18 protein-coding genes and 1 pseudogene are annotated in these 26,916 nt (G+C 56.5%); 7 read left to right on the top strand and 12 right to left on the bottom strand.

Annotated elements, in window-relative coordinates; genetic code table 11:
* Positions 1 to 284 precede the first annotated feature (284 nt).
* From JQC75_RS05915 to JQC75_RS05900, 4 genes are all read left to right on the top strand, one after another.
* Complete coding sequence (locus JQC75_RS05915; RefSeq protein WP_203326522.1) at positions 285 to 1,373, top strand: M35 family metalloendopeptidase; 1,089 nt, start codon at positions 285 to 287, stop codon at positions 1,371 to 1,373.
* A 206-nt stretch (positions 1,374 to 1,579) separates the two neighbouring features.
* Positions 1,580 to 2,134 carry a hypothetical protein gene (locus tag JQC75_RS05910; RefSeq protein WP_203326521.1) on the top strand — a complete coding sequence of 185 codons (555 nt, stop codon included), beginning with the start codon at positions 1,580 to 1,582 and terminating at the stop codon, positions 2,132 to 2,134.
* Positions 2,134 to 2,727: a uracil-DNA glycosylase family protein gene (locus tag JQC75_RS05905; protein WP_203326520.1), complete on the top strand. Its 594-nt coding sequence runs from the start codon at positions 2,134 to 2,136 to the stop codon at positions 2,725 to 2,727. Before JQC75_RS05910 ends, JQC75_RS05905 begins: the two co-directional genes overlap by 1 nt.
* 35 nt (positions 2,728 to 2,762) lie before the next feature.
* Complete coding sequence (locus JQC75_RS05900) at positions 2,763 to 3,737, top strand: GGDEF domain-containing protein (RefSeq protein ID WP_203326519.1); 975 nt, start codon at positions 2,763 to 2,765, stop codon at positions 3,735 to 3,737.
* 48 nt (positions 3,738 to 3,785) lie between these two features.
* Here JQC75_RS05900 and JQC75_RS05895 read toward each other — a convergent pair.
* A pseudogene (locus JQC75_RS05895) lies at positions 3,786 to 5,144 on the bottom strand (M4 family metallopeptidase); the annotation flags it as partial.
* Positions 5,145 to 5,472: 328 nt separating this feature from the next.
* Between JQC75_RS05895 and JQC75_RS05890 the strand changes: the two are divergent.
* Positions 5,473 to 6,654, top strand: coding sequence for a glycerate kinase (locus JQC75_RS05890; protein ID WP_203326517.1), 1,182 nt, complete (start codon positions 5,473 to 5,475; stop codon positions 6,652 to 6,654).
* A gap of 87 nt (positions 6,655 to 6,741) precedes the next feature.
* Positions 6,742 to 8,385: a pyridoxal-dependent aspartate 1-decarboxylase PanP gene (panP, locus tag JQC75_RS05885; RefSeq protein WP_203326516.1), complete on the top strand. Its 1,644-nt coding sequence runs from the start codon at positions 6,742 to 6,744 to the stop codon at positions 8,383 to 8,385.
* 104 nt (positions 8,386 to 8,489) lie between these two features.
* Here panP and JQC75_RS05880 read toward each other — a convergent pair whose 3' ends face one another.
* Genes JQC75_RS05880 through agaR form a run of 7 tightly spaced genes read right to left on the bottom strand, consistent with a single transcriptional unit; the run spans position 8,490 to position 16,757 of the window.
* The gene (locus JQC75_RS05880) at positions 8,490 to 9,806 is read right to left on the bottom strand and encodes a sugar MFS transporter (protein WP_203326515.1); all 1,317 of its coding nucleotides are present in this window, start codon (positions 9,804 to 9,806) and stop codon (positions 8,490 to 8,492) included.
* A gap of 50 nt (positions 9,807 to 9,856) precedes the next feature.
* Entirely contained in the window at positions 9,857 to 11,128 is a 1,272-nt protein-coding gene (nagA, locus tag JQC75_RS05875; RefSeq protein ID WP_239002091.1) for an N-acetylglucosamine-6-phosphate deacetylase, read from the bottom strand.
* Complete coding sequence (locus JQC75_RS05870; protein WP_203326514.1) at positions 11,100 to 12,113, bottom strand: ROK family protein; 1,014 nt, start codon at positions 12,111 to 12,113, stop codon at positions 11,100 to 11,102. The genes nagA and JQC75_RS05870 overlap by 29 nt, the downstream gene beginning before the upstream one ends.
* Before the next feature lie 3 nt (positions 12,114 to 12,116).
* A complete protein-coding gene (locus tag JQC75_RS05865) occupies positions 12,117 to 13,310 on the bottom strand; it encodes an SIS domain-containing protein (RefSeq protein WP_203326513.1) in 1,194 nt (397 codons plus the stop codon).
* A 5-nt stretch (positions 13,311 to 13,315) separates the two neighbouring features.
* Positions 13,316 to 14,584, bottom strand: a complete 1,269-nt coding sequence (locus tag JQC75_RS05860; RefSeq protein WP_203326512.1) for a class II D-tagatose-bisphosphate aldolase, non-catalytic subunit — start codon at positions 14,582 to 14,584, stop codon at positions 13,316 to 13,318.
* A gap of 4 nt (positions 14,585 to 14,588) precedes the next feature.
* On the bottom strand, positions 14,589 to 15,956 hold the full coding sequence (locus JQC75_RS05855; protein WP_203326511.1) for a Gfo/Idh/MocA family protein: 1,368 nt from the start codon (positions 15,954 to 15,956) through the stop codon (positions 14,589 to 14,591).
* An 18-nt stretch (positions 15,957 to 15,974) separates the two neighbouring features.
* The gene (gene agaR, locus JQC75_RS05850; RefSeq protein WP_203326510.1) at positions 15,975 to 16,757 is read right to left on the bottom strand and encodes a transcriptional repressor AgaR; all 783 of its coding nucleotides are present in this window, start codon (positions 16,755 to 16,757) and stop codon (positions 15,975 to 15,977) included.
* A gap of 328 nt (positions 16,758 to 17,085) precedes the next feature.
* Here agaR and JQC75_RS05845 point away from each other — a divergent pair, with 328 nt between their 5' ends.
* On the top strand, positions 17,086 to 19,932 hold the full coding sequence (locus JQC75_RS05845; RefSeq protein WP_203326509.1) for a TonB-dependent receptor: 2,847 nt from the start codon (positions 17,086 to 17,088) through the stop codon (positions 19,930 to 19,932).
* Positions 19,933 to 19,971: 39 nt separating this feature from the next.
* Here JQC75_RS05845 and JQC75_RS05840 read toward each other — a convergent pair whose 3' ends face one another.
* From JQC75_RS05840 to JQC75_RS05825, 4 genes are all read right to left on the bottom strand, one after another.
* Positions 19,972 to 20,688 carry a helix-turn-helix transcriptional regulator gene (locus tag JQC75_RS05840; RefSeq protein ID WP_203326508.1) on the bottom strand — a complete coding sequence of 239 codons (717 nt, stop codon included), beginning with the start codon at positions 20,686 to 20,688 and terminating at the stop codon, positions 19,972 to 19,974.
* Positions 20,689 to 20,790: 102 nt separating this feature from the next.
* Positions 20,791 to 21,174 (bottom strand): VOC family protein, encoded by a 384-nt coding sequence (locus JQC75_RS05835; protein ID WP_203326507.1) that lies wholly within the window; start codon positions 21,172 to 21,174, stop codon positions 20,791 to 20,793.
* Between the two features lie 146 nt (positions 21,175 to 21,320).
* Entirely contained in the window at positions 21,321 to 23,078 is a 1,758-nt protein-coding gene (locus JQC75_RS05830; RefSeq protein ID WP_203326506.1) for a phospho-sugar mutase, read from the bottom strand.
* 276 nt (positions 23,079 to 23,354) lie between these two features.
* Positions 23,355 to 26,915: an ABC transporter permease/M1 family aminopeptidase gene (locus tag JQC75_RS05825; RefSeq protein WP_203326505.1), complete on the bottom strand. Its 3,561-nt coding sequence runs from the start codon at positions 26,913 to 26,915 to the stop codon at positions 23,355 to 23,357.
* Position 26,916 lies beyond the last annotated feature (1 nt).

Here is a 26,916-nt window from a genome sequence, read left to right as displayed (position 1 = left end):
TTTTCTTTTTCAGCGCCGCCTTTATCTCAGTCCCATCCCAGCCGAACTGCGGCGGGGGAAATCTCATTTCACCCCGGTTACTGTCAGTTTTGATGCAGTCATTACAGAATGACAACCCATAAAAACAACGCTTTGACAGCGAATTACGCCACTAGCAGGCAAAAAGACAAAAATACCTGTTGCATCCTCAAAGACAAAAGTCTTACACTGCGATTGCTACATTTTTATAACATATATAACAATCAAAGTTACAAACCTGATAACAAGCTAAAGGACTCGCAAACATGAAACACTCTACTGTGCTCACCGGCGCCCTGCTGGGAGGAATGCTGTTTTCCACTTCAGCGCTGGCGGATGGGATCCGTGCCAGCCTCGAAATGAGCAAGCAAAACTACACTGCCAACGAAGATGTGACCGTACGTGTCACCCTGACCAACGATGAAAAGGTGCCGGTAAAGGTCCTCAAGTGGTACACAGCAGCAGACGGTGTGGAAGAGTCGCTCTTTAAAGTGTCGGTTAATGGCGAAGAAAAACATTACCTTGGCGCGCATTTCAAACGCCCTGCTCCCCAAAGCAACGACTACATAAAGCTCAAGGCCGGTGAGAGCGTGAGCTACGACGTTGAACTGTCTTCCCTGTACGACATGACCGAACAGGGCAACTATGAGATAGCTTATCAAGTCAGCTCGCTGCAACTCTTTGCCCCGAATCCGGGCCAGCAAAACAAGCTGGCGCGCCTGGGTATCGAGGGTATTCAATCAGACGCAGTGAGCTTCTTCCACGAAGGGATTGAAGCCAAGAGCGGCGCCAACAAGGGCAGACCCGGTGGCGGTGATGGTGGCACCCCCACTGAAGGCGTCAGCTTCAGCGGTCGCTGCTCCAACAGCCAGATAAGCGATACGCTGGCAGGTCTTGCCGCAGCAAAATCCATGGCCGCCGATGCCAAGGGATACCTGGCCAATCACAACAGCCCCGCCAGTTCAGTGCGCTACAACACCTGGTTTGGCAGCTACAACAGCAGCCGCTGGAACACCGTCAGTAACAATTTCAGCGCCATCGATTCGGCCCTGAACACCCAGCCGCTGACTTTCGATTGCAGCTGTAAGAAGAGCTACTACGCCTACGTGTATCCAACTCAGCCCTACAAGATTTACCTGTGCAGCGCCTTCTGGAGCGCACCGGTTACAGGTACCGACTCCAAGGGCGGAACTATTGTCCATGAGATGAGCCACTTTGATGTGGTCGCCGGTACCGACGATGTCGTTTACGGACAAAGTGGTGCCAAGAGTCTGGCCCAGAGCAATCCGGATCAGGCGATTCAGAATGCAGACAGCCACGAATACTTTGCCGAGAACACACCGTTCCAAAACTGATTTACCCGCCGGCCCCGGGGCCGGCACTCCCTTTGGGAACGACCAGTTACCTTGTGAATTTTGGGCAGAGGATCTGCCCTTTTTTTTACCTTTTAGCGGTAAAGCGTGAGAAACACCCAAAAGCCGTCAAAATTACCATCAATGCCGTTGCATGAAGGGCCACTTTAGGAGAAGGTTAACCAAACTTATCTCTGGAGTTTGATGTCATGCCATTGAGAATACTCCTGTTATTACCCTTTTTGCTGACCGCACTGCCCGCGTATGCCTTTGACCCTTCAGGAACACGAGCCACAGCATTTTTGCTGTTGGGCCTCGGCGGATTTACGGCGCTGAATTTGCTGTCTCAGCTGACATTTTTCATCGCCGGTTTTTATCGCCAGCCGGGATTTGCCAGAAAGCACGTGCTGCTGTCTTTACTGCCGGTAGCAGCAGGCGCCTTGCTGACACTCTGGGACAATCGCGGCACCGCCGACCTAGTGATGAATAGCGGCCTCTTGCTGGTATCACTCGCTTTTGCACTGCTACCCTGGCTCCTGGCCGAAAAATCCGTGATCCCAAGGCCACTGATTGCAGCAGTCTTACCGGTTATCTTATTAGCCATGGGCTGTTTTATCGCCCCCATTACTGCCTTTGCGCTGGCCACTGCCCATGCCGCCCGGCCAAGGCAAACGCCCATTGGCAAATATCTGTGCGTACTGGTGCTCTGTCTTGGGTACCCGCTGCTGGGCTATTACCTGTTTCAACTGGCGGGCAAGCTCTGATGCAAACACTGGCAGCGCTTCTTGATGAAGTGCGAGGCTGCCATTTATGCGATGACTTACCTCTTGGGCCCAAACCCATATTGCAGGCAGCAAGGGGCGCAAAAATCCTGATTGCCGGCCAGGCCCCCGGGGCCAAAACCCATGACAGTGGCCGACCTTTCGATGATGTCAGCGGTGACAGACTTCGACATTGGCTTGGTGTAGATAGGGCATCTTTCTACAACCCCGGGCATTTTGCCATTCTACCGATGGGGTTCTGCTTTCCAGGAACCATCATCAGGCAGGGACGACGTCAGGGGGATAAGCCTCCAAGAGCCGAGTGTGCGGTAGCCTGGCGCGAACGCTTGCTCTCTCATCTTCCCAATATCGAGCTAACTCTGGTGCTCGGCACCTATGCGCTGGACTGGCACCTGCCACAGCACCGGGGCCTCACTGTCGAAGCTACCGATTGGCAAACCCATTGGCCAAGGCTATTGGTGCTGCCCCATCCCAGCCCCCGCAATGGGCTTTGGCTCAAACGTCACCCGGAATTCGAAGCCGACATCATCCCACGGCTACAACAGCGTATCTCAGCCCTGCTCTCGGTGAACTAAACTTAATACTTGGGATAGACACACGGAGGTCACCGATGAAGGCCTACGGATATCATTCATTTCGTGACATACAGGTCAACGAAATCGACTGGCTGAGGTGGCAGCGGCTTGTCGACACAGTGGCAGAGATGTTCCACGCGCCGGCGGCCTTTATTAATCAAGCCAATACCAAGGGCATTGAGGTGCTGATTGCCTCAGAGCTCCCCACGACGCGGTATTCCCCGGGCCATATCGCCACCATAGACCAAAATGTGTACAGCCACTATGTGGTGCAGAAAAATCAGCTGCTGTATGTACCGGATGCCAGCCTGGAACCCCGTTGGCATAACAACCCGGAATTTCAGGACGATCATTATGTGTCTTACCTGGGTTTGCCCATTATCTGGCCCGACGGCGATGCCTTTGGCACCCTGTGCGTCTTGTCCGATGTGGTGACCCAGTATCCCGCCACCTACTTAAAAGTGCTGACGGTTATCCGAGACGTGATCAATGCCGATTTGGCTCACATGTACCGGGAAAACCAATTGATTAATCAAAGCTATCTCGACCCTCTGACCAAAGTTTACAACCGCCGTGGCTTTGAAGAGCTCTTTAAGAAAAATCAGCAACTGGCGCTGCGTCTGGGCCGCAAAATGGTGTTACTCAGTTTTGATTTGGATGGGTTCAAACCCATTAACGATAATTACGGCCACATTACCGGAGACAAAATACTGGCTTTTTTCGCGACCAGTCTGAAATCCAGTTGCCGGGGCAGCGATCTGGTCGCCCGCTGGGGGGGCGATGAGTTTCTGGTGTTGGCCCACTCAGAAACCGAGCAACTTGAAAACTCGGTGCTGACTAGGCTCGATGAGCATCTTGCCAATCAAACTCAGCTGCCCAAATTTGACTATTCGGTAGGCATGCTGCAACTGGACGCCGCCACCCGTTACGAACTCGACAGCTTACTGCCCAGCGTCGATGCCCGCATGTACCACCATAAGCGCACCAAACAGGCAAAACCACGCCAATAAAAAAGCCCGGCATCACCGGGCTTTTTCGTGCACGTTGACTTACTGGCAGCTTACGCCAACCGAGGCAAAGGCAGAGCTCACATCAGAAACCGAGTACCCCTTATCCGCAGCAGCCGCTTGAACGCCGCAGGCGCCCTGGTTGTAGTTGCTGGTTGCCGTCCAGTAATGCTGGTTTGCAAGTATAAACACCTCGAAGGCTTTGCGGGTATCCCAGCCATTTTTCCTGGCGAGCAGATAGAAGGCCTTGTTGTACACACCGGAAGAGTAGTGCACGTCCATACCACTGGTGTAATCAGAGGCATGACCAATGGAGCGGCCATCCCTGGTCGGGTCGTCCATATAACGCAGGGCACCATTACCCTTGAAGATGTCATGCCCCACCATCCAGTCGTTGCTGCCACGCATAAAGAACTCGGCGGCTTCACCGGCCATATCTGAGAAGGCTTCGTTCATACCACCGGACTGAGCGCTGTATTCCAGACCGGAATTTTGCTCGGTGAAGCCGTGGCTGACTTCGTGGGCCGATACATCCAGGCTCACCAGGGGATAGAAATAGCTGGCGCCATCACCGAAGGACATGGCACGGCCATCCCAGAAGGCGTTTTCATAGTTGCGGCCATAATGAACACGCATTTCCAGCTGGAAGGTCAGCGGGGCTGTGTTGTACCAGTCTTTGTACATGTTGAAAATCACGCCGCCGAAGTAATGGGCATCGTTCAGCGGAGAGTATGCGCCATTGATGGCACGGTAGGTGTTCTCAGGACAGGTGAAAGAGTACACGGCGCCACGGCGGGTGCTGTTGGCCATATCCACTGTCTTTACATTGGCGTTGTTCATGGTACATACGCCGTTGGCCTCTTCCACCTTCAGCGCACCAAAATCACTGCCATAGTAGTACTGGCCAGTCTTGGCATTACCGCCGGGGCCTGTGGCATCAAATGCGATGCCCGGAGTCGTGCCGCCGCCATTGCCTGGCTTACCGGCGCTGTTTTTGGCAGTCATCAACTCGTTCCAGTGACGCACCACTTCACCGCTCATGGCATCCACCAAACCTGCCGGACGGGAAATCCCGTTTACCCCTTCACTGAGGAAAGACACGCGGTAAGCCAGACGTGGCGCATCCCCTTCGGCCAGAATAACCAGCTCCACGTCTTTATGGCCAGATGCCACGGCGCCGGGATACACTTTATTCAGCGCGGCAATTGCCTGACCACGGGTCAAGGCTGGGGTGACGTTAAAGTCGGCATCGATAGCAGCTGCCTGACCAAAAATATCACCAGCAGAGGACACCACCAGATGGTGGCCGTACACCTTTACGCCGTTGAACATTTGCTGCTGTTTTACTTTTTGATGTCCGGCGGCGGTGGTGAATGACTTACCGGCGGCAAAGCTGTTGCCATGGGCCAGGCCCATGCGGTGTTCCAGGGTATTGCCAGCCTGCAGTGCGCCGGAAACACACAGAGCCAGCGTTGCAGGGATTAAAGTGTATGCTTTCATGTCCTGATCCTTTTGTAGTTGTTTTATCCAAGTGTTTCACCTTGGTCGGAACAAACTGTCACAAATCAATCAGGGGCTCAAGAATCGCCAAAACCTTAAACCAAAATTAAATTTACCATCGTGTAACATATTGGTTACATAATGATACAAGTGTGCGAATTCGCACGGGTTTTGCCAGAACAGCCAATAACCAGCTTACAGAACGGCATTCCAAATATCTGATAATTATGGAATAAATATGGCCCTCAATATTTTGATTGCACCCGACGCTTTTAAAGAAAGTCTGAGCGCGGCCCAAGTCGCAGACACTGTGCGTCTTGGTCTGTCGGCTCAGCTTGGGGACGCAAAAATAGTGCAGCGTCCACTGGCCGATGGCGGCGAAGGGACCTGTGAGATCCTGACCCAGGCCCTTGGCGGCGAACTCAGGCAATTCCGTGTCACAGGCCCCGACGGAGAACCTGTTACCGCTATCCTAGGCTGGGTACCTGCGCGCCGGACAGCCATCATAGAGATGGCTCAGGCCAGCGGACTGATGCTTATTCCACCCGAGAGACGAAATCCACTGAGCACCAGCACCTACGGCTTTGGGGAGCTGATTAAAGAAGCGCTGGCACTGGGGGCAAGGCAGCTTATCCTTACCCTCGGCGGCAGCGCCACCAATGATGGTGGTGCCGGCATGCTGGCCGCATTGGGGCTAAGCATGCTTGACAGTCGTGGCCAGCGCCTCACGCCAAGAGGGGGCAACCTGGCTGATATCGAGGTGCTCTGTAACGATAGCCTGGATACCAGATTGCAAGACTGCCAAATTCAGGTGGCCTGCGATGTAGAGAACCCTTTGCTGGGCCCAACCGGCGCGGTGGCCGTGTTTGCACCGCAAAAAGGGGCCGATGCCAAAGCACTCATTCAGCTGGAAGCTGGCCTCAGCCACTGGGCAAATCTGGTCGAACAGCTCACAGGTAACGCGTTCAGACAGGCGCCTGGCGCTGGCGCGGCCGGCGGTACAGGCTTTGCGGCCATGGCGTTACTTAGGGCCCAAATGACACCGGGTGCACAATTGGTGGCAAGCACCCTCGGACTGGAGCAAGCCGTGATGGCAGCCGATGTAGTGATTACCGGTGAGGGCTGCCTTGATGGCCAAACCCTGAACGGTAAAGCGCCTTTTGAGGTATTGCGGCTTGCCAAACGTCATCAAAAAATCGTGATAGGCCTCGCAGGCCGCTTGGGAGCGGGGCATCAGGCGCTGCTGGACGCGGGCTTCACTGCCCTGATAGGCACGGTTGCGGCCGATTATCCCAAGGCGCAGGCTCTCGCCGGGGCGGAGCAAAATCTACTCGCTGCCGCCCAATGGCTCGGCAGAGCCTTACAGCAGGGCAAGCCGCTTTTGGGCAGCTATCCGCAACCCGGTGTTGCATACCCTTGATGCAAACCAGACCTTGCAGTAAAGTGAGCTCCCTTTTCGCCGCCAGGCATTCCTCCGGCGGTGTACAAGACAGCCAGACGTGATGAGATGACAGAAAAACACCTGCGCAAGGCCACAGCCTCTGAAGATAACCTGATACGGATCTTTACCGTGCCGGAGGCGGCAGACTCTACCCTTGGCCGTATCGAGCGCCAGCTGTCTGCCGATCTTGCCGGATTTTTGCAGGACAATATCGCCGCGCTGGAACAACCTCTGTCAGACATTGAGAATCACTTCTGCCGTGTCGAAGTGCCACCACAGCCCCAATTTGTCTCCGATTACGTGGAAGACATCATGTCCCATTTGGTGGCGCAGTCGGTACACACTGCCGCCCCGTCTTTCATCGGCCACATGACGTCTGCCCTGCCCTATTTTCTGTTGCCCCTGTCCAAACTCATGGTGGGACTCAATCAGAATCTGGTGAAAATAGAAACCTCCAAGGCCTTTACCCCCATGGAGCGTCAGGTACTGGGCATGATGCACCACCTGATTTATGGTCGGGACACCAACTTCTATCAGGGCTTTCTTCACAGCGCCAGCCATGCACTGGGGGCTTTTTGCTCCGGCGGAACCGTTGCCAACATCACCGCACTCTGGATTGCACGCAACCAGCTGCTGAAAGCCAGCGGCAACTTCAGGGGCGTGACCCGCGAAGGCCTGCACAAGGCGCTCAAACACTATGGCTGGGACGACCTCGCCATACTGGTGTCTGAGCGTGGTCACTATTCGCTGGGCAAGGCCGCCGATCTGCTCGGCATCGGCCGGGACAACATCATCAGTGTGGCCGTGGATGCCCACAATAAGGTGGATGTCGAGGCCATGCGTATGGCGGCTGCCGAACTGCAGGCGCGCAATATCCGGGTAATGGCCATAGTCGGGGTGGCCGGCACCACAGAAACCGGCAATGTGGATCCCCTTGCTGAGATGGCGGCCCTTGCCAAAGAGATAGACTGTCATTTCCATGTGGATGCGGCCTGGGGCGGCGCAACGCTGTTGTCTGAAAAGTATCGACACCTGCTCGGCGGTATTGAGCTTGCCGATTCGGTCACCATCGATGCCCATAAGCAAATGTATGTGCCCATGGGCGCAGGCATGGTGCTTTTTAAAGATCCGAGCTTCGCCTCTGCCATCGAGCACCATGCCGAGTACATCCTGCGTCAGGGCTCCAAGGATCTGGGCAGCCAGACCCTCGAAGGTTCGCGCCCGGGAATGGCCATGCTGGTCCATGCCTGTTTGAACATCATCGGCCGCGAAGGCTATGAAATCCTTATCAATGGCTCGCTGGAGCGCGCCAGATTCTTTGCGGCGCTCATTCAAGCCCAGGCGGATTTTGAGCTTATCAGCGAGCCGGAGCTGTGCCTGCTGACCTACAGATACGTGCCCGTCAAAGTGCGTCAGGCGCTGGCAAAGGCCGTGGCCAATAATGACACCGAAAAGCTCGCGGCTATCGGCAGTCTCCTGGATGACCTTACCCGCGCCATCCAGAAAACCCAGCGCGAGCAGGGTAAATCTTTTGTCTCACGCACCCGTATCACGCCCAAGGTCTACGGTAATGACAAGCGTACTGTGTTTCGGGTCGTGCTTGCCAACCCCCTCACCACCGAAGCCATACTGGCAACCGTGCTGGAGGAGCAAAGAGCGCTGGCGAGTGGCGAATCCGACATACTGCGAGCCCTCGACGCCCTGTGCTGAGATTCACATACACAGGCACAGCGCCCGAATGAGGGAATAAAACAGACAACAAAGCCCGGCAGCAATGCCGGGCTTTGTTATTCAGGCTTAGGCAAAAGGAACTGTCAGGCCGGGCGCAGGCTGTGGCCCTTGACGGCATAGAAGAAAATCATCCCATAGCAGGGAAGCAGCAAAGCATAGCCCAGCTGATGACTGAGGCCCGACTGCACCAGGGCGCCATAGGCCAGAGGCAGCAGAGCGCCACCGGCAATGCCCATAATCAGCAACGCCGACGCGGTTGCCGTCAGGCGGCCAAGACCGTGCAACGCCAACGGCCACACCGCTGGCCACACCAGCGCATTGGCAAACCCAAGCAGCGCCAGACACAGCACGGTATCGGGCACAGCGGCTATGCCAAAGGGTTGCAGCAGCCAGGTGGCAAGCGTGGTGCCCTGCTCATCCCCAAACATGATCCCAAGGGTAAACACCAAGCCCGCAACCGCCGAGCACGCCAGCGCTGTTTTCTGGCTGATAAAACGGGGAATAGTGGCTATTCCCACCAGATAACCCAGCACCATAAAGGCCATGGTGTAAGAGGTCAGCACTCCAAAGTTGCTCAGCCCCAGATGTTGTCCATAGAGACCAATACTGTCACCGGCAATGACTTCGGCGCCCACATACAAAAACAGTGTCAGAGCCCCCAGCATCACCTGCGGATACTTGAGCAGCTCACGCCAGTGATGCTGTTGCGATGGCTTGTCAGAGCTGATATTCGGCTCGGGCAGGGGCGAAAAGCGCACATAAAACAGCAGCGCTGTCAGCACTGCCGCCATGGCAAGGTAAGGTTCCACCAGCCTTGCTGACAGGGCCTGCAAGGCCTCAGCTTTATCGGCTTCAGACAGGGCGGCCAGCGCGGTTTCTGTGTAGGCCTCCATCCCGGTCAGCACCCAGGCACTGAAGATTAGGGGCACCAGAATACCCGCGCCCTTGTTGACCACACCCATACAGCTGATGCGCATGGCAGCGCTCTCGCTGGGGCCTATCACCACTATGTAAGGGTTGGCGGCGGTTTGCAGTATGGTGAGCCCGGTGCCGAGCACAAAGAGCGCCATCAAAAACAGCCCGAAGGTGTGGCTGAAGGCCGCAGGAATAAACAGCAAGGCACCCAGCGCCATCACCCCCAATCCAATTTGCAGCCCGGCGCGGTAGCCAAAACGGCTGAGCAGCCCGGACATGGGCAACGCCATCACAAAATAGGCGATGTAAAACACAAAGGTGACCATATAGGCCTGCAGCTCATTGAGTTCGCAGGCAATTTTTAAAAATGGGATCAGGGCGCCATTGAGCCAGGTGACAAACCCAAACACAAAAAACAGGATGCCTATCAGTACCATGGGTAGCAGCGTCGAAGAGGTCTTTGTTGTTTTCATTATATTTTCCATAGGGTTATCCAGCTTCTAGTCCATTCCAGTTTCGTTTAATCCGGGCTCTTTTATTCCAATATGGGTTCTTTGCCTGCCACCAGTTGACCGGCTTGCCAGCGCCCCAGTTGATAAAGGGCATCATCCAGGAGCACAAAATCGGCGCGGCAGTTCGGCGCCAATCGGCCTCTGTCCTTTAGCCCCAAAAACGCCGCCGGTGTGGCCGTTGCCATCCACAAAGCCTCGGCCGCGCTCACCCCGAGCATGGCGCAGGCCTGGCGCACGGCCGCGGTCATGGTCAGCACAGAGCCTGCCAGCGACCCATGTTCGTCCCTGAGCACCATGCCATCCCTGTGCACCCTGCCGCCGAAAAACTCAAAACTCACTTCCCGGGTGCCCGTGGGCGACATGGCGTCTGTGACCAGCATGAGTCGCCGAGTGCCTTTGAGGCGCCAGGCCAGGTTAGCGGAGGTGGCGTGCACATGCTCACCATCCAGAATAATGCCGCAATATGCATCCGGGCTGGCCAGCGCCGCACCCACCATCCCCGGCTCCCGGCCCTGCAGGCCCGACATGCCATTAAAGAGGTGGGTAAATCCGCTGGCACCCGCTGCAAGGCTTGCCTCGACCGTGGCAACATCGGCGTTGGAATGGCCAAGGCTGACCCTGACGCCGAGCGCGACCAAACGCGCAACATCGTTAGGCGACACCGCTTCCGGTGCCAGGGTAACCATACAGCACCCGAGGGAGGAGACGGCCTCGGCGTAAAGCGCAAATTCGGCCTCACCGATGGGACGGATAAGCGCCGGGCTGTGGCAGCCTTTTTTGGCAAGGGACAGATGCGGCCCCTCAAAATGAATGCCGACCACAGCGTCATCGCCCCCTTGTCTTGCGGCAATGGCGCCCTCAAGCGCCTGGCTCATCACGGCAAGGTTATCGCTTATCACCGTGGGCAAGAGTGCGCCGGTACCATAGAGTCCGTGGGTTTGGGTAAGCGTATTGATGCCCGCCGCGGTGGGCTGATGATTGATAAGCACCCCACCGCCGCCATTGACCTGGGTATCTATCAGTGCGGGGGCCAAAATGCCCGGTAGCCGGTAATGGGGTAAATCGGCATCCGGTTCGCGTGCTATGGTCTCGATACGGCCTTGGCGTATTTTAAGCCACAGCCCCGGTACCAAAGCTGCAGATACCAAAGCCGCAATGTCATCGTCGCTTGAACCTGGCTCAGACTCTTTGCCTGCACCAAGGAGTGCAAACTCCGGACAAAGCAAGCAATCATTAAGGCTTTTGGGCAAGTTGTTACTGCCAACATCAGCCATGGTGCCTCCTTTGTATCTCATCAGCATCCGTCTCTTCGCTGCTCGCGCCGGCAAGGCAATCTTCGCCGAGCGCCTTACCCAGCAGCGCCGCGCCGCGCACTCCGCTGGCGGCGCCGAACTCGGCGACACGAAATTCCGGCAATTTGGCGCTGGCAAAGAGGTGCCTTGCGGTCGCATCTGGCAGGGCGGCTATGATTTCATTGACCTCGGAAATACCGCCACCGAACACCAGGCAGTCGGGGTCGAGACTCAGGATTTGCCCCGCTAGCACGCTGCCAAGGGCATCCATATAGGCTTCAAAAGTGGTAATGGCCGCGGCCTTTCCTGCCCGGTAGTCCGCAAGCCAGGTATAGGTATCGGCAGCACCGCCAAAATGCTGGTACAGGCGGCCAAGGCCAGTACCCGAGACATAGGTTTCGGCGCAGCCGCTTAAGCCGCAGCCACATTCGAACAGCGGAAGTTGATGTTTGATGATGACAGAGGCCGGCAGACCAATATGGCCAAACTCGCCGGCAAGGCAATGGGCGCCTAAAATCAGTTTCTTACTGATACAGACTCCGCCGCCAAGACCTGTGCCGAGGATAACCCCAAGCACTCTCTCAAACCCCACGCCAGCACCAAGCATGACTTCCGACAGAGCAAAGCAGCGACAATCATTCCCAAGGGCGACCGGTCTGCCAAGACGGGCTGTGAGCTCCTGAGCCACCATGCGACCATTGAGGCAAGGCACATTGCTTGATAGCACGGTGCCGTCGCTGAGGATAACCCCGGGCAGCGCAATGCCCACCGAGCCCTTGGGCAGCGCGGCAGGCTTCACAAGAGCCACTTCAGATGAGTGTTGCTGCGCCAGTTCATCGGCCCGCTCTATCTGGGCGCAGACCTCGTCCAAAAACTGGCCATAATCCGCTACTGGGGTCGGGATCTGCCAGCGTGCCACGCAGGCCATGCTGTCATCAAATAAGGCGAGCGCAATCTTGGTGCCGCCGATATCCAGTCCGTAATACATCTGTTATACCCCGGTTCCCGGCAACCTATATTGGCTGAGGGGATGGATTTTGACCCCCTGGACCACGCGATTCACCTGGCCACCGGGGCAAGGGTTGTCGGCGCTGATCCCAAGATTGAGGGCCTTGAAATAAGCAAAAAGTTGACAATACAGGATATAGGGGAAGGTTAGCCAGACATCCTCGAGTAAGGTCTGACCATCTGCACCGATATTTTCTTCGCAAAGACGCACCACGGCACTGGCTGCACCATCCCGCTCAAGCTCGGCGGCCATGTCCATGTCATAGGCGCGTGCATAGGGCTCGGATGAGCAAAGTACCACCACCAAAGAATCCTTATCGATAAGGGACTTGGGACCATGGCGGAAACCAAGTGGACTCTCATGCACTCCCATCACAGCGCCGGCACTGAGTTCCAGTAGCTTGAGCGCGGCTTCCCGGGCGATACCCTGCAGGGCGCCACCGCCCAAAAATACCACCCGGGATAGCGGTGATGCGGCAAGCCGGGCAATCTCATCCACCCTCTCGGTGAGCAGGCGCTCTGCCAGGGTAACCGCCCTTGCAAGGGCGCTGTAGTTGGCAGCAAACAGCAGGAGCACCCCGAGATACATGCAGGTAAAGCTGCTGGTCATGGCAAAGCTTCTGTCATGGCTGCCTTCCGGCATCAGCCAGAGGCAGGCACGGTCTGCCTTTTGCTCACCGTACCTTGCCATGCAGCCCTGTGGATTACAGGTCAGCAGCAGGTGGTAGCACGCTGGCAAGAGGGCATCACACAGTTCAATGGCGGCCATGGATTCGGGACTGCTGCCGGAGCGTCCGAAAGATATCACCAGAGTCGGCCTGGCCGGGTGCAGGTAGAGATGGGGATGTGACACCAGATCCGTGGTGGCAATGGCCTCCACCGTTTGCCCCACCAGCGGCATCTGGGTCGCCAGAAAGGGAGCCAGCGCTTCGCCGATATACGCCGACGTCCCCGCACCTGTGAGGATAACCCGCAAGTCAGGCATGGCCAGCAGCGGCGCGGCAAAGTCGTGCAACCGGCCCTTCTCCTGCACAAACTGCTCCGCCATTTCCCGCCACAATCCGGGCTGCTGACAAATTTCCTCTGCCGTCCAGTGGCTGCCCTTAGGTGGCTGACGCAGCGCATCTTCACCGAATTCCAGGCAGATCTTGGTCTTTGATAGGTCGTTGACTTGCATAAATATTATCCTTTAATTGCGCTCAACTGGCAGGCGTCTTCGTAGCGTTCAAGCACCAGACTGATATGGTCGAGCACCAGCGACAGGGCCGTCGCCGGCAGGTCCTGACGCAATACTTTGGAGTATTGCAGCGGCAGGTATTGGCTGATGAGTGGCAAAGGTATGGGGTCTTTGAGATTAAACAGCAGGGTATCTATGGCCTGAGACAGTTCCGGCCAGTAATAGCGAATACGGTCGCTGTAGCTGAATCCCAGTTGCCAGTCCCGCGCCTGCGGGTCGGTATAAAAGTGCTGCCAGAATTTGGGATCCGCCTGCATCTTGTCTTCACACAGGGCTCTGAGTCCCGCGCGCTTCGCCTGTGGCACCAACAACGCCTCGATATGGTCAAGGGCAAACAGCGCTTCGCGCAGGGCAAAGGTCAGCTCCGGCCCAACCTTGAGAATGGCAAAATGGTCTGCCACCAGCGACTTATAGTGTTCAGGCAACTGGTAATCGGTGGAGTGCGCTTCGTACACCAGCCCGGGTTGGCGGCGGATAAAACGGCGCTGCGCATCGAGCAGGCTGCTGTTGTACTGATGTATGTCGCTGTGGCCGAACTCCACCCCGGGCTGAACCACCAGGGCAATCACCCGCTGCCACACCGCATCACTGAGCCCGGCCGCGTCAAAGGCCATTCTGTGGGCCGCCACGGTTTGCTCGATGGCCGGCACCGGGGTCACTTCCAGCGCATGCAGGCTGGCGACACCTCCGGGAGGCGGCACTTCGGTGCCAATCACGTAGCAAAGTGGCCGCCCGCAGGCCGCCTCCTCCGCCGCCTTGCAAAGGCGGGCAGCCCGCGCGGCAATCAGGCTGTCGCCCAATGGCTCCACTTCACCCTGGCAGCCCATGCTGGCATCGAGATGGATCTTCTCAAAACCCGCTTCAACAAAAGCACGCACCATGGCCTCGGCATTATCCATGGCCTCATCGGCAGGCAGATGTTTCCAAGCCACAGGGCCCAAATGGTCGCCGCCAAAGAGCAGGCGCTCACGGGGCAGGCCTTCGGCCTCGGCGAGGCATTCGACAAAGCGGATAAAGTCGGCGGGCATCATGCCGGTGTAGCCGCCAAATTGATTCACCTGATTGGCCGTGGCCTCAATCAGCACCGGAGAGCCTGTCTCCACGCCGTGGCGCAAAGCGGCTCGCAGGACCAGCGGCTGTGCCGAGCAGACGGCAAAGATGCCCCGCTGCTCGCCACGCTTGTTGGCCTCAATAATGGATTTGAGTACCGACATCGGCTTACCCCACGATGCCCAGAGGCTTGGCACTCTGCCATACGCCACGGGTAAAGTCGGGGAAGTCGCGGGAATTACCACGGTCGGCCACCGATTGGGCAGACAGAGGCTGCACAGCTGACCAGGCCGCACCGTCGTATACGTCCTGATCCAAAGGCTCGCCATTACGCAGGCAGTAGATCATGCGCCAGCACATCAGGAAGTCCATGCCACCATGGCCGCCGTTCTGCTCGGCTTCGCGGCCCATGCGGGTCCACAGCGGGTGATCGTATTTACCGTACCAGTGTTCCATGTCCTGATCCCACTCGTGGAAACTGCCACGGCCGTTGTTTTCCAGGGCGATACGGTTGGGGAATCCGGCAAAGACGCCATTGGTGCCCTGGATCAGGTTATGGCGGCTGTAGGGGCGCGGCGTGGTGGTATCGTGCTGCACCATGATGGTCCGGCCCTTAACGGTTTTGATAAGGCTGGTGTTCATGTCGCCGCAAATGTAGTTGAGCTGGTTGCGCTGATGATCTTTTGGAAACTCGCGCTGGGCATAGGCAGCGCGGCCAAGGGCCGGTGAGCTCATGGAGGAGAGGTAGTCGAAGCGATCGCCCCGGTTGATATTCATGTACTGGGCAACCGGGCCAAGGCCGTGGGTGGGATACAGGTTACCATTGATTTGGGCATGGTAACCGGTACGCCAGGAACCGGTCTTGCGGTCCAACTCTTTCATCTGCCAGCGAAGTTCATGTATGTATGCCGCTTCACCGTGGAGCAGCTCACCGAAGAGGCCCTGACGCACCATATTCAGTACCATCAGTTCGTCGCGGCCGTAGCAGACGTTTTCCATCATCATGCAGTTGCGCTGAGTCAGCTCGGCGGTGTCCACCAGATCCCACAGCTCTTCGATGGTCATGCCCATGGGCACTTCCACAAAGGCGTGCTTGCCGGCCAGCATGGCAGCTTTGGCCATGGGGTGATGCAGCGCCCAGGGCGTGGCAATGACCACTATGTCCACATCTTCGCGGGCCACCAAATCAAGATAGGCCTGCTGCCCCTTGCTGTAATAGGCAGGCTGGCTGCGGCCATAATCGGCCATGATTTTTTGGGCACGGGAGATAACCAGAGGGTCGGTATCGCAGATAGCGGTAATGCGTGCGCCTTCGATGTTATTGAAGTGATGGATAAAACCCACACCACGCTCACCCACACCTATGAGGCCCACTCTCACTTCGGCCATCTTTGGCACCACCAGGCCCATCACGGACTTGCCCGCTGCCTTGGGTGTTACGCTGCCGCCCTGCTGACTGGCACAACCCGCCAGCGCCGCTGCAGCCACAGATGCCATAGAGGCCTTCAAAAATCCACGACGATCGATTCCCGCCATTGTTCTCCCCTTAAATCGCTATTGAGTGCGTTCTACCAGGTGCAATTGCACCCCTTGTTTTTCGAGTGCCTGGGCGTAACGCTCAGGAATGCCAGTGTCTGTGACCAGCCTGTGTATGCGAAGCAAAGGACAGATCACGTGAAAGGCCTGCTGATCAAACTTGGATGAATCCGTCACGACTATCACCTCGGTGGCAATGTCCACCATCATCCGGTTCAGGCAGGCTTCTTTTTCAAAATGGGTGGTCAGTCCGGCCTTCAAGTCGAAACCGTCCACACCGAGAATAAGTTTGTTGAAGTTGTAGTCACCCAGGCTCTTCTCGGCGGCGCTGCCGTAAAAGGACATGGATTTTTTGCGCAGCAGACCACCGGTGAGCATCACGTCCACCGACTCGGACTTGGACAGCACAGAGGCAATGTTCAGCCCATTGGTCATCACGATAAGGTCATCGTGCTGCATCAGGTGATGGGCGACCTGCTCTGTGGTGGTGCCCGAGTCCAAAAGCAGCCGGTCACCGTTTTGCACCAGGCTTGCCGCCGCCGCGCCCAATTCCCGTTTCAGAGCCGAGTAGCAATTGCCCTTTTCCTTAAGAGACAACTCGCGGCTGAGCTCAGTATTGACGATGGCGCCGCCACGGGAGCGCACCAGCAACTGCTTTTGATCCAGGGTTGCCAGGTCACTGCGAATGGTGACCTCTGACACCCCGAAGCGTGCCGACAGATCGCTCACCGACACCTTCCCCTGCTGTTGGGTCAGGCGCACGATTTCCTGTTGTCTCTCTATGGTGTTGAGAATGTTCATTTCGGTTATCCCATCATTTGCTCGAAAGCCTCAATGTATCACAGCGGATAAACTTTCAATAGGTTTCGATATCAATCAAAGCGGCTTATTAATGCACCCAATCATTGAAATTCAGCGACTTAAGTTTAACCTTCGTGACCTCACCGGCTTTCGATATCAATCAATATGCCTCCATTCGAAAGAAAATAAAAGCGATTTCACATTTTTTTGTTGATCAAAACACTTTTTTAACATTATATGTAAGCATTCGAAAGCCGAACTAGCCTTTTGTTATTTTCGAATAAGCCATAAGAACGAGTCACAAAAGCATCTGAATGGAGGGGAGAGCATGTCTTCTTTACGTACCCAAGTCGCCACTCTGGCGCTGGCGGTCAGCACCGCACTCTGGATAACACCTGTGTGCGCGGCCGAAGCCGAACAAACAAGCAAAAGTACCGAGGAAAAAGCCAAGCAAGCCGAAGAAGCCAAGGAAGAGGATGTTGAGCGTATTGCGGTTTACGGTATCCGCTCCAGTATCAAGGAGTCGATGTACCTCAAGCAAAACGCCACCAGCGTGGTGGATTTGGTGGTGGCCGATGACATTGGCAAGTTTCCCGATGAAAACCTGGCCGAAGCGCTGCAGCGTATTCCCGGGATCACCATCACCCGTAACGGCGGTGAAGGACAAAACATTCTGGTGCGCGGTCTGGGCGCCGGTTATAACGTCACCACCCTTAACGGCCGTAAACTGGCGTCAGAATATGCTGGCCGTGACTTCAACTTTGATACCATCGCCTCTGAGCTGGTGAATGTGCTGGCGGTGTACAAGTCACCCGAAGCCCGTCTCACCGAAGGTGGCATAGGGGCAATCGTAGACATTCAAACCCGCAAACCGCTGGATTTGGATGGCTTTACCCTGCAGGCGTCGGCCAAGGGCATTCACGAGTCTCGCACCGGCGATATCCATCCCCATGCCTCTTTCATCATTGGCGATCAGAATGATGACGGCAGCCTGGGCGCACTCTTCTCCGCCGTGTATTCGAAAAAGACCCTGAGGGCAGATACCTATTCCGCCGACGGTTTCTTCGATGAAGACGAAGGTTGGGGTGTGGACAGTGCCGGGGTGCCCGTGGATGCCAACAACAATGGCGCCATTGATGAAGGGGAAATTTTCGCCTCCAAGATCCCCAGCTACATGTACTTTGCCAACGCCCAGGACGTCCGTGAGCGCGTCGGCTCTACCCTCGCCCTGCAGTGGCGCCCAACGGATGATTTAACCCTGAGCCTCGATGGCCTCTTTTCCCGCTACAACACCGACGGTAACCGCTATCAGATTGGTTTTGTGAACTATGACGAATCCTGGACACCGGGCACCCCGCTGTTTACCGATGCCGAGTTCGACGATTTGGGCCGGGTGGTCAAAATGAAGCAGACCGGTGATAACACCATGGTGGAGCTGCTGAACATTTCAACCCCGCGCCAGACCGATACCTGGCAGGTGGGCCTGAACGCCCAGTGGCACCCCACTGACCAATGGTCTGTATACGCAGACGCGGCCTATTCCCAGGCCGAAAACAAAAACAAGGGTGACAACCGCTTCATCGTGGCACGGGGCTTTGTGGACAGCATCGGCATCGACTACAGCACCGGCAATACCCTGCCGGATGTGGTGATAAGCCCGGCACTCACCTCTGACCAAACCTACGGTGCTCACTACAGCTACAACAGCGGTACCGGGGTAAAAGACAAGGTTAATGACCTCAAACTCGAAGCCATCTATGAACCCGAAGACAGCCTGGTGAGTAAGGTCCACTTTGGTGTGAACTATGTCAAACAGTCCAAGAGCCAGAACGCCTTTGGCTCACGTAACCCCAGCCAGTTCAGCCGTGGCGGTTTTTACCTGGCCCGCGACGGATACGACTTTGCCCCGGGTCAGGTATTTACCCAGGGCGAATTTGAGCTGTTCCGCATTCCGGAAAACGTATTTGTGCCCGCCAACTTCGATAACTTCCTCGACGGGGAAAACAGCGTATCTCCGGAGCCCTGGCCAAGCTTTGACTATGATGCCCTGCTGGCCTTCTACCGCTCCATCAACGCCGATGCCGCCGATGCAAGCATAGTCGCGACCCAGAGCAAGTCCGGCAGCTACGAGGTGTCTGAAGCCGTGACCTCTGCCTTCGTGCAGGTCACCCTGGAAGATGAGCTGTGGGAACTGCCTTACATGCTGAACCTCGGCCTGCGTGCCAGCCACACCCAGGTGGACTCCAGTGGCTTTGGTTACGACCTGTCCAAAGTGGTACTCGACGGCGCCGGCAACCCCAGCAATAACGACTGGCGCGCAGTGTTGCCGGTGGAACATGAAGGCAGTTACAACAACGTGCTGCCGAGCCTGAACTTCCGCCTGAACCTGCAGGACGATTTGCTGCTGCGCGTCTCTGCCGCCCAAACCCTGAGCCGCCCATCCCTGTATGCCCTGCGTACCTGGGCCAACCCCGACTTCGTCAATCGCAAGGAAGGATTGCCGACCCTGAGCCGTGGTAATCCCGGCGTGAGTGCAGAAGAGGCCTATCAGGGCGATGTGACGCTGGAGTGGTACTACGGTGACAGCAGCTCACTGGCGGCCGGTTTGTTTGTGAAGGATATTCAATCCTTTATCGAAAACGATGAAAACGCCATGGACGTGGAAGGCAACCGCTATATGGTCAACCAGCCTGAGTCAGGCGAGTATGGTGCCCTGATCACAGGTTACGAAGTGGCCTGGCAGCAGTCGCTGGAACAATGGCTGCCTTCACCCCTGGATGGTTTTGGCGTGCAGCTGAACTACACCTATGTGGACAGCGAATATGACGACCCGGCACGCAAAGAGCAGAACCTGCCCTTCGCCGGTATGTCTGAAAACTCCTATAACGCGGTGCTCTACTACGAGAAATACGGTTTGCAGGGTCGTGTTGCCTACAACTGGCGCAGCAAGTTCCTGGTGGATCCTGATGCCTGGGGCGGTCCTGCCTGGATAAACGCCTACGGCCAGCTGGATGCCAGCTTAAGCTACGCGCTGCTGGAAAACCTGACCGTGTTTGCTGAAGCCTCCAACCTCGGCAACGACCGTTACTCTGGCTACATCAAGCGCCCGGATCAGGTGAACTACCTGGAGCGCTTCGGCACCCAGATTGCTTTCGGTGTCAGGGGCAGCTTCTAATCCACACAGCGTAAAAATGGCGGCCCCGGCCGCCATTTTTTATGCGCTGCAATCGGTCGTCTGTGCCTTTTCGTACTCGCGGCTCGCCTCATCCATCCGCGCCACAAAATCCGCCAGCTCTTGCCCCGGTGTATGGGCAAACTGCGCGGTTTCACACTCGAGGCTCACAATACGGTCGGCACGAAAGCTTCGAAAATCCCCCCGAAGCTCGCACCAGCCCAGCAGAGTCCAGGTGCCACGCCAGAAATAAATCGCCAACGGCCTGAGGCGCCGCTCTGTCACGTCATCCTTGGCATCCCGATAGCAAATCTGGCAATACCGGCGTTCTTTGGCGGCAATCCTGAGCGGATCCAGAAATTGAAACTCGGCGTCATCGAGATAAAAGTCCGGTGAAAACATGAGTGACTGCATGTCTTTGAGGCGGTTTGGCAGCACGGCTTCAACCTTAATCAGCGCCTGAGCCGCGGCTTGCCCAAGGGCCTTGCCACCCCAGGTTTGCACCATGCGAATACCCACCTGAATCGCCTCCAGCTCCACCTCGTTGAACATCAGCGGCGGCACATTCACTTCCTGGCGCAGCAGGTAGCCAACACCGGCCTCCCCTTCGATGGGAATACCCGAGAGACACAGGTCCTGAATATCCCGGTAGATGGTTCTTGGCGACACCGCCAGGCGCTCGGCGAGCTGCGCCGCCGTGGTCAGGCGTCTGTGCCTTAAGATTTGCACAATTTGAAACAGTCTGTCTGCGCGGCGCATACCCTATCCATGCAAGGGCCGGAACGCCAATGCGCCCGGCCCAAGGTCTTCTGTTATTGCTGGCTCAGTACCAAAATACCCATGTCTTTATGCCCAACATCTTCAGAGCGTGGGGCTCCACAGGCCGACTGTGTTGCCTTCACTGTCCACAAACAGGGCTATGTAGCCACACTCGCCGCCCTTGATGCCCATGGGGGGCATGACGATTTGTACCTGGTTCTGCTCCAGTTTGCCCACCAGCGGGCCAAGGTTATCTGCCAGATGCAGGTACAGACAGGCGCCCCCCTGACCAGGCTTGAACTCGGGGTGTTTCATCAGGCCGATGGTGGCCGCTTTCTCGTCGCTGCATTCGAGGATGGCGTATTCCACTTCATCCATGTCTTCCCGGCGAAAACTCACGCCAAACTGGGTTTGGTAGAAGGCGATGGCTCTTGCCATGTCACCGACCGCGATTTCGCCCCACACCAGAGGTTGAGTTGCTTGCATATCCATATCTCCTTGTTGAGTAAACTATATATATCAATGCGTTGAAGTAGATATTACTTCGCGTCTCATCGATAGAGTCAGCTTAATCCCCCCCTGCTGACAACATGGTGTCAGCAGGGTTTGTCAGGAGTCGGATTTTTTCGGTTTCAGCGGGGCAGACTCGCCTGATGACCATCCACCAGCGCGGCCATGAGGGCATCCCCTTCGCGCTGGGCATCGGCCATGGCAATCCCGTCTGCCATGGGCAATACCAGCTCGTAGTAGCATTTTATCTTGGGTTCAGTGCCCGATGGCCTGACTATCACCCGGGCGGTGGAGCCCGGCGTGGCGGCCGAGGCGCCCAAATGGTAAATGAGTACATCGCTGGCAGGCAGAGCAATCACCTCTTCCCGGCCATCGGCGTACACTTTACGCAGGTGCTTTAAGTCTTCGAGGGCGGTCACAGGCCGCTTGTCTATCTCGGTTGGCGGATTATCCCTGAGCCAGGCACCTATATCCGGCGTCCCTTCCCCGAGGGCAATGCTCACCTGCCGGTTCACATAGAGCCCATGGCGGCGATAGAGCCGCTCCAGCGCCGCCCACACATCCTTGCCTTCGGCCAGAAGCTCGGCCGCCAGATTGGCAAAACACAGCTGGGCGCTGATGCCGTCTTTATCCCACACCAGATTGCCCACCGTGTACCCCAGGGCCTCTTCGTAGGCAAAGAGAAACGGCTGCTGCGGGGTTTCCAACTGCTGCGCGGTGTTCATCAGCCACTTAAAGCCGGTGAGCGTGGTGTAGCTGCGGGCACCATAATGGGCGGCAATGGCGTGCAGGAGCGCCGACGAGACTATGGTGTTGCCCACCAAGGGCACGCCTGCACCTTGCCAATGGGACAGCAGATAATCACACAATAAGGCGCCGGTCTGATCCCCTGACAGCATCCGATACCCGCCATTGCGCTGGCGGGCCGCCAGCGCAAAGCGGTCGGCGTCCGGATCGTTGGCACAGGCCAGCATGGCGCCCTTGTCACTGGCCTCATTGATAACCATATCCATGGCACCGGGCTCCTCGGGATTGGGAAAGTTCACCGTGGGGAAATTGCCATCGGGCTCACGCTGGGCCGCCACGCTGTATACCTGGCTGAAACCCGCATCCCTGAGCACCCGCTCGGCCATGGGGGCACCCACCCCGTGCATCGCGGTATAGGCAATCCCCAGACTGGCGCGCCCCGCCTGACTTTCACCGGCCGGGTGCAGCAGTGGCGAATGTAAAATGGCGCGGCGATAGCGCTCGAAAAAATCATCCTGCAAAAAGGAAAGCCGCCCCTGTTTAACCGCTTCGGGCTCCGGCATCCAGGGCAGTTCAAGATTGGCTGCCCGGTCGATGCAGGCGGCGATGCCGGCGTCGTGGGGCGGGATAATCTGCGCGCCGTTTTCCCAATACACCTTATAGCCATTGTATTTGGGCGGATTATGGCTGGCGGTAACCACAATACCGGCGGCGGCCTCAAAATGTTTTACCCCAAAGGCCACCAGCGGTGTGGGGGCAACATGGCTGGTCAGCCGGACTTTAAAGCCCATGGCGCTGAGCACGCAGGCCGCATCGTGGGCAAATACCCGTGAGTCATGGCGGCCATCAAAACCAATTACCAGCCCCCGACGCTTGGCATCCTTGATTTGTGCCTCGAGATAAGCGCCAAGACCGGCACTGGTTTCGCGCACCAGCAGGCGATTCATGCCCATGGGGCCCGGGCCGACAATGCCGCGAATACCGGCGGTACCAAAGGCCAGTCTGCCATCGAAGGCGGCTTCGAGTGCCCTGTCATCCCCTGCCGCCACCAAAGCGTCCAGTGCGGCGCGGCTTTTGGCGTCGGGATCCCGTGCCAACCAGTGTTTTACCTTGAATGCGAGATAGGTATCCATAACCTCTCCTTGTGCGACTTTGTGACCTTGCCGTCACCTTAACCTGTGCCAGGGAACAGCCGCATAAACGGCGAAAAACCGCAATCCGGCTGGATGCGTAAAGCGTCCTGCCCCAGCCGGGGGACAGAAGCGCCCATGCTCACGGGAGCGCAGGTTACCTCAAACCACAATAGGCACTCGGCCTTGAGCACTCAAGCAAATTTGCATTTATCTGTACTGCATCAGGCATAAAAAAACGCGGCCTCATTGAGAGTCCGCGTTTTTAATATCAAACAGTTACAGCTTGAAGATGTTGTCTTTACTGTCTCTGTCCACCAGTTTCACGAAGGGGTCAACACCCACGTAGCTTGGGGCTTTATCCAGCTCAAAGGACAACTGATTGTCACCGGATTTGAGTGGGTGTTTTTCCAGCAAAAGCACCTGCTCTTCAGAGTCAATGCTGTCAGGATCGGCAGCAAAGAGCCCAATATCCACCCGCTCGTTGAAGGCCTCTTCCTGCTCCTTGCCTTCATTATCGGCCTTGAGCAGCCCGGCATGGATATCCAAATCCACCCGCACCTTGCCGTTATCAAGCTCGGTAACCTTGGCATTGGTCAGGCGCAGGTCGTAGAGCTTGATGTCTCTGAAGGCACTGTCCACAAAGGCCAGCTCTTCGTCATCGAGGCCTTGCTTCAGGTACGAAAGCAAATCCAGGGTGGTTGGGAAGGGGTCAGTGCGATAACGATAACGCTCGAGGAAGGCGGCGAGATTGGCGTTGAGCTTCTCTTCACCCACCATGTCCTTGATGGCCATCATCACCACAGACCCTTTCTGGTAATGGATGTACTGCTGATTTTCGCTGCGAAGCAGCGGCATCTCGCCAATACGCTCACCACCACGGCCGCGCAGGTAACGGTCAAGCTCGTAGCGCAGGAACTTCCTGAGCATATGGCCGCCGTATTTCTTCTCCATCACCATCAGCGCAGCATACTGCGACAGGCTCTCGGAAATCACCGCACTGCCCTGCACATCGGCCGCCCCCACCTGATGGCCCCACCACTGGTGGGCCACCTCGTGGGCGGTCACATAGTACACAGGGTCAATCTTGTCGGGATCTCTAAGGTCGGTAATAAAGCCAATGCGCTCAGAGTAAGGCACAGTGTTGGCAAAGCTCTGGGCAAAGGAGCGGTAACCCGGAAACTCCATTATCCGCAGCTGACGATGCTGATAAGGGCCAAAGGCCGCAGTGAAGTAATCGACGGAGTCACGCACCGATTCCATCATACGGTCAACGTTCCAGGGGTGATCCGGATGATAGTAAACCTCGATACTAATGCCCTGATACACTTCCTTTTTCACCGCGTAACGGCCAGACACTATGGAGAAGAAATTCACCATGGGACTGTCCATTTTGTAATGGAAAAAGTTGCGGCCATTTTCCTGCCAGGACTTGGTCAGGTAACCGGGCACCAGCGCCGTTTGATCCCCAGCCGTGGACACTGTGGCTTCAAAGTCAATAAAGCTGCCCTGGGGACCAAAGAAGTTGACCTTGTGGAAACGCTCATCTTCGAGTTTGTTGGCCCTGTCCTTGGGTGACAGCCCACGTTTTTCACGCTCGTGTCTGTCGAGCAGCTCGGCATCGCTCTGGTAGCCAAACACAGGCAACAATTCAAAGTTATTGATAAAGGTGCCGTTCTCTACCAGCATAAGATCAAAGTTGTTCTCTGCAATGCCCTTGCTTTCCCGCACCAGGCTTATCTCACCTGCGACCTCGGCGCCATCGGCAATGGGGGTATCAAACACCAGCCAGGCCACCGGCAGGGAGTCATCCTCATCGGTCAAACGGGCACCGGGAATATCGAACTTCAGCGACGCCCTGTCGGTATGCTCCGGCAGGCTTACCAGCATGCGGGAGATAGGCTCACCGCTGCGGTTTTGCCAACGCATCTCAACCCGGGCCTTAAGGCGGCGCTCGCCTGGGTAAATATCGAAGTGACCTTTCACGCTCACAGGCGACAGCACGGGCGCATCGGCGTACTGGCTGTAACGCTTTTCGTAATCGGCCTGACTGTCGGTCATCTCATCGGGAATACGATACTCATTGACCACTGTGGTTTGGTAAAAGAGATAAGCGCCCATGCCCGCAAATACCGCCACAGAGGCAAAGGCCAGCACACGGCCGCCGCTGCCAAGCTGATATTTCAAAAGCCCAAAACGATGCTTGAGCCCCACTTCAGGGCCGCGACGATATAAGCCGAACGCCAGCAGGAACAGCAGCACCGAGAAGGCGCCCCAGTACAGCATATACAGGGCATGGCTTTGCAACGACCAGCCGTAACCATTCATGTCGGAGTATGGCAAGGTGGGTGAGCTGGCAAAGTTATTCAGGCTGTGGCCAAACCCCCAGCTCGCCAGGATCAGACTGAGGACGTAATAGCCCACGTACAGACCCATACCGGCATACTTGTTGGGTGCCAACACCTGGAAGAAAAATGCCAGTACCGCCGACATCATCAGGGGCAACAAAATCATAAAGCCCAAGCGGATGGCGTATTGCGACAGCTCAAGGTTCATCTGCCCCTTGATAAGCTGAAAGCAGATGGTGGTCAGCATGGCAATCAGGTACAAAATTACCATCACCAGCGACAACGCCACGAACTTGGAGCTCAGGAACACCCGATTGGATACCGGCAGGCTGTCGATGATGTCGCCCATGCCTGTACTGCGCTCACGCCAGACGATTTCACCGCAGTAAAACACCAGGATGATGACCATCAGAAGGCCGGTGGAACCCACAATCAGGTCAACCATGTCCTGGGTCAGAGGCCAGTTGCTGGTGCCATACCAGTTCAGGTCCCCGGCAATCATGGGCCCCAGCAGGTTAAAGATACTCAGGGCACCAAGAATATAGAAAGGTGCAGTAAAGAGTACCTGCTTCACCTCAAAGCTGACCCGGGTCCAGAACTGGGCGCTGCCACTGATATTGGGTTTACGCACCAGCGCCGCCAAGGGTGGCATTACAGGTACCTTGTAGACACGCTGCTTTTTCCCTTCTGTGCGACGGGTCAGGGATGGCTGACGGTGCAAGCCACTGATAGCCAGAATAAAAGCGGTAATACTGAGCCAGAGAATCCGGTTTTGCAGCATCAGGCCCTCAAGCCCCATGCTGATGGTGTTTTTCTCGGCAATGGTCCAGTAGCGCGCCACCTGGCTGTAGGTACGAAGCGCGAAAGGGTCGAGCAAGGCCGCAATCTCACGGTACTGTGGCTGGCTTGCCAGCTGTCCTGCCAAACCATAGAGAATAAACACCGCCACCGCTGTAAGATACAGGGCCATCATGGAGCGGAACTTCTGCGCCATGGCATAAAAGAGCGCCGACAAAAACAGCAGACTTGGCATCACCAGCAGTAACATGGGCTTGAGGTAAAACCAGAGGGAGATGTCCCCAAAGCGACTGGAATCCACCCAGGGCATCAGAGAACCCAGCAGATGCCCAAGGGGCGCCAGGGTGAAGAGGGTCATCACCACCAGCGCGCTGCCGGCAAAGCGGCCGAGCTGATAGCCAATGGGCGACAGCGGCTTAACATAAAGCAGCTCTTCCATCAGGCATTGCTGGTTACGTACCGCCGTGCTGCCAACGAAGTTCACCACAGCAAACATGGCGATTACCCCCGTGATGAGCAGGGTCTGGCCGATGGCGAATGGACTGTTTTTTAAGACTTCGCCGCCACTGCCAATTTGGACGTTATCGGTTGCAGTGGCAAAAAAGCACACCAGAAACAACAACATCCCAACCACATAAAAGGACGGCTGACGCAAATAGTAGCGCCATTCAAAGGAGAGTGTGTGTAAAAACATG

The sequence above is a fragment of the Shewanella litorisediminis genome, from assembly GCF_016834455.1.
GTDB lineage: Bacteria > Pseudomonadota > Gammaproteobacteria > Enterobacterales > Shewanellaceae > Shewanella > Shewanella litorisediminis.
The sequence above is the reverse complement of the archived record's forward strand: the minus strand, read 5'-3'. Positions and strand labels throughout refer to the sequence as shown.